The 13,428-nt window shown below is 45.0% G+C and carries 10 protein-coding genes; all 10 read left to right on the top strand.

Annotation, left to right across the window (positions count from 1 at the left end):
* Positions 1-76 precede the first annotated feature (76 nt).
* The 10 genes from B5G33_RS01505 (at position 77) to fmt (ending at position 13,415) form a co-directional block, all read left to right on the top strand.
* Positions 77-781: a response regulator transcription factor gene (locus tag B5G33_RS01505; RefSeq protein WP_087416484.1), complete on the top strand. Its 705-nt coding sequence runs from the start codon at positions 77-79 to the stop codon at positions 779-781.
* Positions 753-2,390, top strand: a complete 1,638-nt coding sequence (locus B5G33_RS01500) for a sensor histidine kinase (RefSeq protein WP_087267094.1) — start codon at positions 753-755, stop codon at positions 2,388-2,390. Before B5G33_RS01505 ends, B5G33_RS01500 begins: the two co-directional genes overlap by 29 nt.
* Positions 2,353-3,336, top strand: coding sequence for a glycosyltransferase family 2 protein (locus B5G33_RS01495; protein ID WP_087267097.1), 984 nt, complete (start codon positions 2,353-2,355; stop codon positions 3,334-3,336). The genes B5G33_RS01500 and B5G33_RS01495 overlap by 38 nt, the downstream gene beginning before the upstream one ends.
* Positions 3,314-5,935 (top strand): YfhO family protein, encoded by a 2,622-nt coding sequence (locus B5G33_RS01490; protein ID WP_087416563.1) that lies wholly within the window; start codon positions 3,314-3,316, stop codon positions 5,933-5,935. Before B5G33_RS01495 ends, B5G33_RS01490 begins: the two co-directional genes overlap by 23 nt.
* Before the next feature lie 60 nt (positions 5,936-5,995).
* A complete protein-coding gene (locus B5G33_RS01485; protein ID WP_087416483.1) occupies positions 5,996-6,934 on the top strand; it encodes a tRNA-dihydrouridine synthase family protein in 939 nt (312 codons plus the stop codon).
* 110 nt (positions 6,935-7,044) lie between these two features.
* Complete coding sequence (locus B5G33_RS01480) at positions 7,045-8,184, top strand: Fic family protein (RefSeq protein ID WP_087267102.1); 1,140 nt, start codon at positions 7,045-7,047, stop codon at positions 8,182-8,184.
* An 89-nt stretch (positions 8,185-8,273) separates the two neighbouring features.
* Positions 8,274-9,743 carry a UDP-N-acetylmuramoyl-L-alanyl-D-glutamate--2,6-diaminopimelate ligase gene (locus B5G33_RS01475; protein WP_087267104.1) on the top strand — a complete coding sequence of 490 codons (1,470 nt, stop codon included), beginning with the start codon at positions 8,274-8,276 and terminating at the stop codon, positions 9,741-9,743.
* Entirely contained in the window at positions 9,744-11,969 is a 2,226-nt protein-coding gene (gene priA / locus B5G33_RS01470; RefSeq protein ID WP_087416482.1) for a replication restart helicase PriA, read from the top strand.
* Between the two features lie 34 nt (positions 11,970-12,003).
* On the top strand, positions 12,004-12,486 hold the full coding sequence (def, locus tag B5G33_RS01465; protein ID WP_206423765.1) for a peptide deformylase: 483 nt from the start codon (positions 12,004-12,006) through the stop codon (positions 12,484-12,486).
* Entirely contained in the window at positions 12,483-13,415 is a 933-nt protein-coding gene (fmt, locus tag B5G33_RS01460; protein WP_087416481.1) for a methionyl-tRNA formyltransferase, read from the top strand. The genes def and fmt overlap by 4 nt, the downstream gene beginning before the upstream one ends.
* The last annotated feature ends 13 nt before the right edge of the window (positions 13,416-13,428 follow it).

Raw genomic sequence — 13,428 nt, 5'->3', positions numbered from 1 at the left:
TGTAAGAATACCTTTAATAAATTCTTAGTTTCTTTTGCTACAATGTGCCTGTAAAAATAAAGGGAGGATCAGAAAAATGGATAACTACCATATATTGCTTGCAGATGATGACCGGGAGATCGTGAAATCCCTTGGAAAACTGCTGGAACTGGAAGGATATCAAGTGTATAAAGCCTACGATGGTATGGAGGCTCTGGACCGCCTCATGACAGAGGAAATCCACCTTATCCTGCTGGATGTAATGATGCCGAAACTCAACGGCCTTTCAGCTCTGATGAAGATCCGGGAAAAAAATAATATACCGATTATCATACTATCAGCGAAAACAGAGGAAAGCGATAAGGTTCTGGGACTTTCTATGGGGGCAGATGACTATGTGACCAAGCCCTATAATACCCAGGAACTGATGGCCAGGGTGAAGTCGCAGCTTCGGAGATATTTTGCACTGGGAGCAGCCAGGGTACAGGAGGACGAAAACCAGCTTAGAAACGGCGGTCTGATACTGGACAGAAATACCAAAGAGCTTACTGTAGATGGTCAGCCCGTGCGCCTGACTGCAACAGAATATAAAATTCTGGAACTTCTCATGAGCCATCCCGGCTATGTTTTTTCAGCAGAGGAGATTTATACTCAGGTCTGGCAGGAGCAGGCCTATGGAGTGGAGAATACAGTAATGGTCCATATCCGGCGGATCCGGGAAAAAATTGAGATCACGCCGAAGAATCCAAAATATTTAAAGGTGGTGTGGGGAATTGGATACAAAATTGAAAAGATTAAGTAAAAGACAGGAAGAAATCCTGTTGGGAGCCGGATTATTTTTAGTCCTGATTTTTCTGAATCTCACCTATATATATGCATGCTACGCAGGTATAAGTGAAGCTTATTATTACGTGGAGCAGGAACTGAAAGACTCCTGCTTTAAAGCCGCTGTGATTCTGGGAATCCTGACAGTGGTCTGCAGTATCGGGATTGGTTTTATATTTCATGACTATCTGAAAAGAGGGCCTTTAAAATCCAATTTCAAAATTTCAAAGCCGGACAAAATCTGGACAGAAATCAACGTGTTCCTGCTGGCTGTGTGCATTTTAAATTATTTCCGGGCTTTTCCTGCCTTTGGAAGAGAGATCTACATATGGGGATATGTTTTGATCGATTCTTATGATATTGTTCAATATCTGACGAGACTGTCTTTCTATCTGATCCTGCTGATCCCGTCTCTTTTTCTGGCGGTCAGGAAGATCTGTCTTGGAATCGGAAAGAAAACCTCTTTTATCTGGCAGCAGATCTGGCAGTACCAAAAGAGAACATCTTTGGAAAAACAGTTTCAGCACAAGTTCCGGATCCTTCTGGGAGCAGGAGGAATCCTTACGGCTGGAGTTTTATGGCTGACAGTAGGGCCCTGGAACTGGTATACCAACTGGGGGACTTTAACGGCAGGATTCTTTAGTCTGGCGGTGTTTTGTCTGCTTTTAAGAGTCTGTTTCAATAATCCGCTGGCAAGAGACGCCGGTTATCTGTACCATCAGATACAAGAGGTATCTGATGGTAGAAAGCTGGACGAAGAGTACCGGATCCCGGAGCATTCTTTCTTAAAAGAAGCAGAAAATTCTCTGGAAAATATTGAGTCTGCCATGAAAAAAAGTGTGGAAAAACAGGTCCAGGCAGAGCGGTTGAAGGCGGAACTTCTCACCAATATGTCCCATGACCTGAAAACGCCTCTTACCTCTATGGTGGGCTATACGGACCTGCTGAAACAGGAAGAACTTTCGGATCAGGCCAGAGATTATGTGGAGGCTATTGCTGCAAAGCAGGAGCAGTTAAAGGATATGATCCAGGATCTTTTTGATCTTTCTAAAGCTTCCAGTGGTTCCGAGCAGCTAAATATGGAGGTGCTGGATATGAATCGACTTCTGGAGCAGACCCTGGGAGATATGGAAGATGCCATTACAGCCAGCGGGAGAAATATCCGGCGGAAATTTTCCCAGGAGCCCCTTCCTTTCCTGGGAGATAATCTGAAAATGTACCGGGTGGTCCAGAATCTCCTGGAGAACGCCCTGAAGTATTCTTTAGAGAATACCAGGGTCTATATGGAAACGAAAAGACAGGGAAATCGGATCCAGGCTGTAATCAAGAATATCGCTTCCTATGAAATGGATTTTGCCCCGGAAGAGATCACGGAGCGGTTTGTCCGGGGAGATAAGGCCAGAACCACCCAGGGCCATGGTCTGGGGCTTGCCATAGCTTCCGCTTATGCGGCAAATATGGGAGGAACATTGCATGTAGAGATTGACGGGGACTTATTTAAAGTGATCCTGGAGTTCCCGGTAACAGAAGAGAAAGGCGGCAGCGCATATGGACAAGATTACGATCGTAGTACCCTGCTACAATGAAGAAGAAGCATTGGAATATTTTTACACAGAGATAAAAAAAGTTATGGAAAAAATGCAGGAAGTCTGCTTTGAAATCCTTTTTGTAGATGACGGTTCTGTAGATCAGACATTGATAAAGCTGAGAAAACTGGCTGAACGGGATCCAAGATGCAGGTACCTGTCTTTTTCCAGAAATTTCGGAAAGGAGGCGGCTATTTATGCCGGCCTTTCCCATGCCTCCGGAGATTATATAGGGATTATGGATGCAGACCTTCAGGATCCTCCCGGGCTTCTTCCGGAAATGTACAGGAAGCTTTGCCAGGAGGACTGGGACTGTGTGGCTACCCGCCGAAAAGACCGTCAGGGAGAACCGAAACTGAAATCCTTTCTGTCAGACTGTTTTTATAAAGTGATCAATAAGCTCTCAAAGATTCATCTGGTCAGCGGGGCCAGAGATTATCGGCTTATGACCAGACGGATGGTCAAAAGTGTGCTGCAGATGAGCGAGTATAACCGGTTTTCCAAAGGGATTTTTCAATGGGTGGGATTTCGTACTGCCTGGATAGAGTTCCCTAATCAGGAACGATGTGCGGGAAAAAGCAAGTGGCCTTTCAGAAAGCTGATTTCTTATTCATTGGAAGGGATTACCGGATTTTCGGTGGCACCCCTTTCTCTGGCTGCGGTCATAGGATTGGTTTTCTGTGTGATCTCTTTCCTGATGATCGGATTTATTGCTTTTCGGACGCTGATCTTCGGGGACCCGGTACGGGGGTGGCCGTCCATGGCCTGTATTATTTTTCTGGTGGGTGGGATCCAGCTGTTCTGCATGGGGATCTTAGGAGAGTATCTGGCGAAAACGTATTTGGAGACGAAGCACCGGCCCATTTATCTATTGAAAGAATCCAGTGAAGAGGACTATGAAGAGAGAAGCAGGAGAAGAAAAGATGAAAAAAATACAGACAGATAAAGAAGCCGGGATCTTACTGGCCGCTGCGCTGATACTGTGCTGGCTCTTTGTCCTCCAGTACGGGATTTTCGGCTCCAGAGTAGACTGGATCAGCCAGCACAGTGTGCTTCCGGATTACTTCCGGCAGAGATTTTATGCTACAGGAAATCTTTTTCCTGATATAGCCTGGAACCTGGGCGGGGGACAGAATATCTATAATTTTTCTTATTACGGGCTTTTCAGTCCGGTGATCCTGTTCTCCTATCTGCTGCCTTTTGTGCCGATGGGCCTGTACATAATGGCAAGCAGTATGGCTGCTTACGGAGCTTCTGCGGTATTGTTTTACCAATGGATAAAAAAGAAATTTTCCGGAGGCAATATGGGCTTTTGGACAGCCTGTATGTTTGCCCTGGCTGGACCGCTGATCTTTCACTCTTATAATCAGATCATGTTTGTAAACTATATGCCCTTTCTGTGTCTGGCCCTTATAGGAACAGACAGATTTCTGCAGAAGAATAAGAAAGGTCTGCTGCTCCTGGGAACCACAGGAATGATACTGACCAGCTTTTATTTCAGTGTGGGAGGAATTCTGGCACTGGGGTTGTATGGCGCAGGGACTTATATAGCCCAGACAGAAAAATTTTCCTGGAAAGACTTTGGAAAAAAAGCAGGAGGTTTTACCGGACCCCTTATACTTTCTGTCTGCCTGTGCGGGATACTTCTGGTTCCTACGGCGCTGGTGCTGCTGTCAAGGGAAAGTGGGGGAAATACAACAGAAGGAATGGGACTCTTTTCTATATCTCCTCTTCGTTTCTTTTACAGTCCTTATGGAGTGGGCCTGACCTATCTTAGCCTGGGCGGCCTTATGGGAAATCTTCTTAGAAAAGAAAGCTGGAAGAAAAAAATCCTTCCCGCAGGACTTCTGCTTATATTGTTTGTTCCGGTATTCGGATATCTTTTAAACGGCGGACTGTATGTGAAGGATAAAGTGTTTATTCCTTTTCTTCCATTGGTCTGTCTGGAAACAGGGAAGTATGTAGAAAATCTCAGAAAAGGCAGGGACAGATCAGGTTGGGCAGATTTACTGATTCAGGTTTTACCGGGGATTTTTCTCATTGGATACAGCCTGTTCAGGGAGTCTGCCCAGGGAATTTCCCAGAAATGGCTCATTGGGGGTATCGGTCTGGCAGTAGCGGCTGACATGGCCTTTTTTTTATTATCTCAAAAGATATATGGAAAATTTCCCAGGTTCCCGTGGCCTCTGCTGTTTTCCGTTGGGATCCTTTTCTTCTCCGGGTGGGCCATGAATAGTCAGTGGAAGAAAATGCTCCCGGCAGGGGACTATGAGGAAATCATAAAGCCAGAAAAAACAGATCTTATAAAAGAAACATTGGAAAAAGACAAAGGCTGGTACCGTATGGAGGAACTGGAAGGAGGCACCCAGGAATTTGCGGATATGAACCGGATCCGGGATATAGGGCAAAACATTTCCAGCATATACTCCTCCGCCTACAATCAGGATTATGCCGGATTTCGGAATAAAACCTTTCAGGTGAACCGGCATTTCCGGAACTGCCTTATGGAGGCGGCAACAGATAATCCGATTTTTCTAAACCTGATGGGTGTGCGATATGTGACCGGGAACAGGCCTCCGGCAGGCTATACTCTTTTGAAAAAGAAAGGTGACACCTGCCTTTACGAAAATGAAAAGGCTTTTCCTCTGGCCTTTGTTACGGACAGAGTCATCAGCGAGAAAGAATACCAGGAACTTTCTTTTCCGGATAATCAGAGCGTGCTGCTGCAATACGGGGTAATAGAAAAAGCAGATCAGGAAAAACCGGGGAAAAAGAAGCCCATTTCTTCCATGAAAGCCTGCAGCCTGGAACTGCCGGTTACAGAGAACCAGAATATCCAGATCAGAAAAACAGAGAAAGGATATGAGATACATGCCTTAAAAGAGACAGAGATAACTGCACAGCTTTCCGGAAGGGGTGAGACAGATGATCTTCTGGCAGTAAAATTTCATGTAAAAAATCAAAATCTCCAAAGAGATATGTATATCCGTCTGGAAGGACAGACCAACCGGCTTTCGGCAGAAAAGGGTTATGAATACGCAAATAAGAATCAGGATTTTTCTTATACAGTAACCACAGAAAAGCAGAAAGACAAGGCGGTTTTTATTTTTGGAAAAGGCAGCTATATTATAGAAGATATCCAGATTTTTACAGGAAATCTGGAAGAGCTGCGGGAAGAAAAACTCTGTGAAAATCCCCTGGAGGGTATCTGGTTTTCTGAAGGAGGAGACAGACTGACAGGAGCAGTCCGGACAGAGAAGCAGGGCTATCTGATCACAAGTATTCCCTATGATAAGAATTTTAAGATTACTGTGGATGGGGAGAATGTGGAAAAGAAAAAGGTAAATACAGCTTTTCTGGGAGCCAAGATTCCGAAAGGGGTACACAGCATTTCCATTTCCTATCAGGCACCGGGGAAAAATGCAGGTCTTTTTCTCACTGGAGGGGGACTGGTCTGTCTGGCGGTCCTGGTGATGGGGAGGCTGTGCCGGAGACTGCTGGCGGGATGCTGGGAAAGAAACCTTGTCAATCGTAAACTGCCGTGATAAGATGGGAAAGTCAAAACCAGCTTTTCATAGAAAAAGCAGAAGAAGGAGCCTCTGAAAATGCAGTATTATTTCGCCCCTATGGAGGGCATTACAGGATACATTTACCGAAATGTCCACCACAGATTTTTTCCCGGAATAGACAAATATTTTTCACCTTTTCTCTCCCCGGGGACGAAGAAGACTATGACCCCGAAGGAGCTTCGGGATATCCTGCCGGAGAATAACCAGAGCTATACCCTGATCCCTCAGATCCTCACCAACAGGTCGGAAGACTTTCTGAGACTGTGCCGGGATCTGAAAGAATACGGATATAAAGAAGTGAATCTGAACCTGGGATGTCCTTCAGGAACGGTAGTTTCCAAGAAAAAGGGAGCAGGATTTCTGGAATATCCCAATGAACTGGATCGGTTTTTAGGAGAGATCTTTGGGGAAACGGATCTGGAAATTTCTATAAAAACCAGGGTTGGAAAGGATGAGCCGGAAGAGTTTGAGGAACTTCTGGAAATCTACAATAAATATCCTTTAAAAGAGCTGATCATCCATCCCAGAATCCAGACAGATTACTACAAAAACTCTCCTAATCTGGAAGTTTTTGCAATGGCCCTGGAAAAGGCTAAAGCTTCCGTCTGCTATAACGGAGACCTGTTTACGGCAGAGCTTTACGAAGATTTCTGCAAGAGATTCCCTCAGATGGAAAAGGTCATGATGGGAAGAGGGCTTCTGAGAAATCCGGCCCTGGTACAGGAGATCAAAGGGGAAGGGAAGCTGGATAAAGAAAAATTTCTGGCTTTTCATGACGCTTTATGCCAGGAATATGAAAAAGTCATGTCCGGAGATAAAAATGTGCTGTTTAAAATGAAGGAACTGTGGTTCTATATGGGAAGCCTTTTTGGAGAGGACAAAAAGGCTATGAAGAAAATAAAAAAGGCCCAGAGACTGCCGGAGTATCGGGCAGCAGTGCAGGAACTGTTCCGGCTCTGGCCGGAAAACAGTTAGAGAGAAATTGAAATAAGAAACTTCCAAAAAGTTATTTATTTCAAATAATGTTTACTTTTTGAAATAAGAAGGCTATAATTTTATGTATATTTCAAAAAGAGGTGATTTTGATGAACCGTTCAGGAGAATGGGTAAATAATTTAACAGGCAGTGCACAGTATAAATCTTTTAAGCCTGCAGCTTTACCGCCAGATCCGGCATTAGAAATAAATAGTGATATGGTAAAAAAACTGGTGGAAGCCAATCGAGAACTGGTAAAATTGGATACAGCCTCAAAACTGATACCAAATGTTGAACTTTTTATTTCCATGTATGTTCGAAAAGAAGCTCTTATTTCTTCTCAGATTGAAGGAACGCAATGTACATTGGACGATGTGTTGGATCCAGAGCTGGACAATACTGCTAATTTGGATGTTATTGATGTCATCAATTATGTGGATGCATGCTTTTATGCTTTGCAAAGAATAAAAAAATTACCTTTGTGTGGGCGGCTATTCAGAGAGGTACATGAGAAATTATTGTCTGGTGTTCGTGGACAAGAAAAAAATCCGGGAGAATTTAGAAAATCACAAAACTGGATCGGAGCAGCAAATTGTTCTTTATCGGAAGCCAGATATATACCGCCTAATGTAGAAGATATGAATCGGGCAATGTCAGATTTGGAAAGATATATGAATGAAGGTGATGATTATGATCCATTGATCAGGATTGCACTGATTCATTATCAATTTGAAACGATACATCCATTTTTAGACGGTAATGGCCGTGTAGGACGATTGATTATTTTACTGTATTTAATGGTGCAGGGATTGCTGGATAAACCAGTTATATATATTTCTTACTTTCTAAAGAAAAATCAGATAGAGTATTATGACCGGATTTCAGAAGTGAGAAGAAGTGGTAACTATGAGCAATGGGTGGCATTCTTTCTTGAGGCGGTGTCAGCGGCTGCAAAAGATTCTCTGGTGACTATAGAAGCATTATCAGAACTTCATGAAAAAAATCTGGAAAAATTGCCGAAAACAAACCGTAAAAGGGATAATTTAAGAGCACTTTTTGATTATATTGAGCAGTATCCAATTATTGAAATAAAAAAAACGTCAGCGGCTTTGGGGCTAAGCTATAACACTGTTTCTACCGCTGTAAAAAAATTAGTGGAACTTGGAATTCTAAAGGAAACAACGAATGCTTCCAGAAATCGTGTTTTTGCATATGAAGAGTATCTTAAAGTTTTAAGAAAGGATACTTAATTTTCCGTGGATATTCCTCAGGGAGAAGGGGTTGCCCCTTCTCCCTCTTTTATGGTATCCTAGATAGTATATGGAAAGGGGATTCAACGATGAAAAAATTAAGGGATTTGTTAGAAAAACTTGAGTACCAATGTATCCAGGGAACTTTAGATAAAGAAATTACAGCCGTGATATATGATTCCAGAAAGGCAGAAAAAGACGCCCTTTTTGTCTGCATTAAAGGAGCTGTCTCAGATGGCCACAGTTATGGGGCAGAGGTGACGGAGAAGGGAGTTTCTGTACTGGTAGCCCAGGATCCGGTCCAGGTAGGGCCAGAGGTAACTGTGATCCAGGTAGAAGATACCAGATACGCCCTGGCCTGTATCTCGGCGGCATGGTTTGACTATCCTTCCGACAAGCTGAAAACTATCGGAATCACAGGCACTAAGGGAAAAACCACAACAACTTATCTGATTAAATCTATTCTGGAAAATGCAGGTCACAAGACAGGACTTATCGGAACTATCGAGACCGTTATCGGAGAGGAGAAAATACCTTCTGCCAATACTACTCCCGAATCTTATCTGATCCAGGAATATTTTGCAAAAATGGCGAAGGCGGGCTGCGACAGCGTGGTCATGGAGGTTTCATCCCAGGGACTGATGCTCCACCGGACAGCTGGTTTTATTTTTGATATCGGAATTTTTACGAATATTGAGCCGGACCATATCGGTCCTAACGAGCATAAGGATTTTGACGATTATCTCCACTGTAAGAGCCTCCTGTTCAGACAGTGCAAGGTAGGAATCTTTAACGGAGACGATCCCCATCTGGAAAAAATACTGGAGGGACATACCTGCCAGGCAGAGACATTTGGATTTTCACCAAATGCAGACTTGAGAGCAGAGGATACCCGTCTGGTTACCGGAAAGGGAACTTTGGGTATTGCGTATAATGTGAAGGGTCTGATGGATTTTCCTGTGGAGATCGATCTGCCAGGGAAGTTCAGCGTTTATAATTCTCTTACAGCCATCGCCGTATGCCGTCATTTCGGCGTGACGGTGGAAAATATCCAGAAGGCTTTAAAAAACGCCCATGTAAAGGGCAGGATTGAGATGGTAAAGGTTTCCAATGAGTTTACGCTGATGATTGATTATGCTCACAATGCCATGAGTCTGGAAAGCCTTCTGACTACTTTAAAAGAATATAAGCCTAACCGGCTGGTATGTCTTTTCGGCTGTGGAGGAAACCGTTCCAGACTCCGCAGATATGAGATGGGAGAAGTTTCCGGAAATCTGGCAGACCTGACTATTATTACCTCTGATAACCCAAGAAACGAGGAGCCCCAGGCGATCATTGATGATATTAAAGTGGGAATCGGAAAAACCAAGGGGAAATATGTGGAGATTATAGATCGAAAAGAAGCTATTGCCTATGCCATTCACCATGGACAGCCTGGAGACATTATCGTGCTTGCAGGAAAAGGTCATGAGGATTATCAGGAGATCAAAGGGAAAAAATATCCTATGGATGAGAGAGTGCTGATCCAGGAGATCCTGGAAGAAGACAGCAGAAAATAAATGAAGGATTTATACGCAGATATTATTGTAGATATTTCTCAGGAAAAATTAGATAAGACCTTTCAGTATCTGGTCCCCCCGGAAATGGCAGCCCAGGTTGAGGCAGGGAAAAGGGTCAGGATTCCTTTCGGAAACGGAGGAAGAGAGATTACCGGATATGTGATAGGCCTTTCCCGGGAACCAAAGATTGAAGTTTCAAGAATAAAACCGATCCTGGCTGTGGAAGAACAGGGAATGGAAATCGAATCCAGGCTGATCTCTCTTGCAGCGTGGATAGCCAGAAACTATGGTTCTACCATGAACCAGGCCTTGAAGACAGTTCTTCCTGTAAAGGAAAAAGCGGCTGCCAGAGAGAAAAAATATATCTGCCTCAAAGCAGACCCGAAAGTCTGCGACAGCCTGCTGGAAGAGTATGTGAGAAAACACTACCGGGCAAAGGAACGCCTTATGCGGGCCTTGCTCCAGAAGAAGACATTGGAGTATTCCGCTGCGGTAAAGGAAATGAAGATCAGCAGAGAAGCAGTGAAGAGCTTTGAGAGAGAAGGACTGGTTTCCATTGAAAGGGAGAGAGACTACAGAACGCCTCTTCCAAGAAGAATTTCTCCGGAAGAAAAGGCAGTCCTCAGTGAAGAACAGCAGCAGGCAGTAAAGGATATCCTGGAAGAATGGGAATCAGATGCTCCCCGGCCATGTCTGATCAAAGGCGTTACCGGCAGCGGGAAAACCCAGGTTTACATGGAACTTATCAGCCATGTTCTGGAAAGAGGGAGACAGGTGATCCTCCTTATCCCGGAGATTGCCCTGACTTACCAGAATGTGTCCAGATTTTACGCCAGATTCGGAGAAAAAGTATCTCTTATCCATTCCAGAATGTCTCAGGGAGAACGGTATGATCAGTTTGAGCGGGCAAAGAAAGGTGAAATCTCCGTTATGATCGGCCCTCGTTCAGCACTGTTTACACCCTTCCCAGAACTGGGATTGATTTTGATAGATGAAGAGCATGAGGATTCTTATAAAAGTGAAAAAAACCCCTGCTATCATGCAAGGGAAACTGCCATACAGAGGGGAAAGGCAGAAGGGGCCTATGTGGTAATGGGCTCTGCTTCTCCCAGTGTGGAAAGCTATTACAGAGCTGAAACAGGGATTTTTCGCCTGGTATGCCTGGACCAGAGGTATGGCGGAAGCGCCCTTCCGGCTGTATCAATCGTGGATTTAAGGGAAGAATTAAAGACAGGAAACCGTTCAGTATTCAGCAGTCTTCTTACTGAAAAAATAAGGGAAAGACTGGAGAAAAAGGAGCAGATCATCCTTTTTCTGAACAGAAGAGGATACAGCGGTTTTGTGAGCTGCCGTTCCTGCGGCCATGTAATGAAATGTCCCCACTGCGACGTGTCCCTGACTTCCCATAGAAACGGCAGACTGATCTGCCATTACTGCGGTTATGAGACTATGGATGTGAAGCAGTGCCCGGTATGCGGATCGCCTTATATAGGAGGATTCCGGGCAGGAACACAGCAGATAGAAAGTCTGGTCCGGAAAAGTTTTCCCGGGGCGAAAGTCCTGCGGATGGACGCAGATACTACCAGAAAAAAAGATGATCATGAAAAGATTCTGTCGGCTTTCGGAAATGGCGAGGCGGACATTCTCATCGGGACACAGATGATCGTAAAAGGCCATGATTTTCCAAGGGTAACTCTGGTAGGCGTACTGGCAGCGGACCTTTCTCTGTGCAGCGGAGATTACCGGGCAGGAGAGAAAACATTCCAGCTGCTCCTTCAGGCAGTAGGAAGAGCCGGGAGAGGGAGGGCAGCCGGGGAGGCTGTGATTCAGACCTATCACCCGGACAATTATTGTATCCAGGCTGCAGCAGCCCAGGATTATGAATGGTTCTACCAGGAGGAAATGGATTACCGATCTTTGATGGGCTATCCCCCAAGGGCAGCTATGGCAGCTGTCAGAGGCGCCGGAAAGGAAGAAGAGCTGCTGAACCAGGCCATGGACTACTGCAGAAAATATATCGAGCGGATATATCAGGGAAAGGATCTGATACTCATCGGACCTGCACCGGAAACTGTGGCGAAAGTCCAGGACATGTACCGCCGTGTCCTCTACATGCGCCATCAGGACCGGGAAGTCCTGGTAAGGATCAAAAACGCTCTGGAAAAATATATAGAGGTCAATCGGGGATTCCGGAACATCTATATACAATTTGATTTTAATGTGTAAATATAAATACGAAAAAGAAAAGGAGGCCGTAAAAATGGCACTTAGAAACATCAGAATACAGGGAGATCCAATCCTGACAAAGAAATGCAGAAAGATAGAGAAGATGACTCCCAAGATCCAGGAATTGATCCAGGATATGTTTGATACTATGTATGACGCCTATGGAGTAGGTCTGGCGGCTCCCCAGGTGGGAATTTTAAAACAGGTGGTAGTTATTGACACCACAGGAGAAGACCCCCATGTGCTGATCAATCCGGAAATTATAGAGACTTCTGGTTCCCAGACAGGAGATGAGGGATGCTTAAGCCTTCCTGGCATGAGCGGTACTGTTACCCGTCCAAATTATGTAAAGGTAAAGGCTCTTAACGAAAATATGGAGGAAATCATCCTGGAAGGAACCGAGCTTCTGGCAAGAGCCATTTGTCATGAAACCGATCATCTCCATGGAAAAATGTACACAGAACTGGTGGAAGGAGAACTGCGCCGGACCAATTATGAGGAGGACGAGGAAGAATGAAAATAGTTTTTATGGGAACCCCGGATTTTGCCGTGGGAACTCTGGAAGCCCTGATCCAGGCAGGCCATGAGCTCATAGGTGTAGTCACTCAGCCGGATAAGCCAAAAGGCAGGGGAAAGACCCTTATGGCCACACCGGTGAAAGAGGTAGCTCTAAAACATCAGATCCCAGTATATCAGCCCCAAAAAGTCCGGGAAACAGAGTTTACAGAAACCCTTCGCAGACTGGCGCCGGATGTGATCGTAGTGGCGGCTTTTGGTCAGATCATTACAAAGGAAATCCTGGAGATTCCCAGATATGGCTGTATTAATGTCCATGCATCTCTTCTTCCTGCCTACAGAGGAGCAGCGCCTATCCAGTGGGCGGTGATAAACGGGGAGAAAGAGTCAGGAGTGACTATTATGCAGATGGATGAGGGACTGGACACAGGAGATATGATCGACAAGGTGGTTGTTCCTCTGGCAGAAGATGAGACAGGCGGAAGCCTCTTTGACAAACTGAGTCAGGCAGGAGCCAGACTGTGTGTGAAAGTGTTAAAAGACCTGGAAGAGGGAAAGGCAGTAAGAGAAAAACAGCCGGAGGAAAGCACTACAGCCTATGCTTCTATGATCAGCAAAAAGATGGGAGAAGTTAACTGGAATGAGTCTGCAAAGTCTATTGAACAGCTCATCAGGGGTCTGAATCCCTGGCCCAGCGCATATACAAAACTTCAGGGAAAAACTCTGAAACTCTGGCAGGCCCAGGTGGAAGAACAGGAAGAAGAGGGAAGGCCTGGGGAAATCCTTCGAGTAGAGAAGGATGCTTTCTATGTCAAGACTGGCAAAGGTCTGTTGAAGATAAAAGAGGTCCAGCTTGAGGGGAAGAAGCGTATGGATACAGGAGCCTTTCTGCGGGGATTTCATCTGAACACAGGAGAGCTTTTAGGCTGAGAAACACAGGAAA

Origin of the sequence: Blautia sp. An81 (genome assembly GCF_002161285.1) — a bacterium.
GTDB lineage: Bacteria > Bacillota > Clostridia > Lachnospirales > Lachnospiraceae > Blautia > Blautia ornithocaccae.
This window is presented reverse-complemented; position numbering and strand designations above follow the sequence as displayed.

Bases quoted from the DNA above. Each gene is read 5' to 3' on its own strand.
- B5G33_RS01505 (WP_087416484.1), top strand. From the start codon at position 77: ATGGATAACTACCATATATTGCTTGCAGATGATGACCGGGAGATCGTG.
- def (WP_206423765.1), top strand. From the start codon at position 12,004: ATGGCACTTAGAAACATCAGAATACAGGGAGATCCAATCCTGACAAAG.
- B5G33_RS01475 (WP_087267104.1), top strand. From the start codon at position 8,274: ATGAAAAAATTAAGGGATTTGTTAGAAAAACTTGAGTACCAATGTATC.
- B5G33_RS01480 (WP_087267102.1), top strand. From the start codon at position 7,045: ATGAACCGTTCAGGAGAATGGGTAAATAATTTAACAGGCAGTGCACAG.
- B5G33_RS01490 (WP_087416563.1), top strand. From the start codon at position 3,314: ATGAAAAAAATACAGACAGATAAAGAAGCCGGGATCTTACTGGCCGCT.
- B5G33_RS01495 (WP_087267097.1), top strand. From the start codon at position 2,353: ATGGACAAGATTACGATCGTAGTACCCTGCTACAATGAAGAAGAAGCA.
- priA (WP_087416482.1), top strand. From the start codon at position 9,744: ATGAAGGATTTATACGCAGATATTATTGTAGATATTTCTCAGGAAAAA.
- B5G33_RS01485 (WP_087416483.1), top strand. From the start codon at position 5,996: ATGCAGTATTATTTCGCCCCTATGGAGGGCATTACAGGATACATTTAC.
- fmt (WP_087416481.1), top strand. From the start codon at position 12,483: ATGAAAATAGTTTTTATGGGAACCCCGGATTTTGCCGTGGGAACTCTG.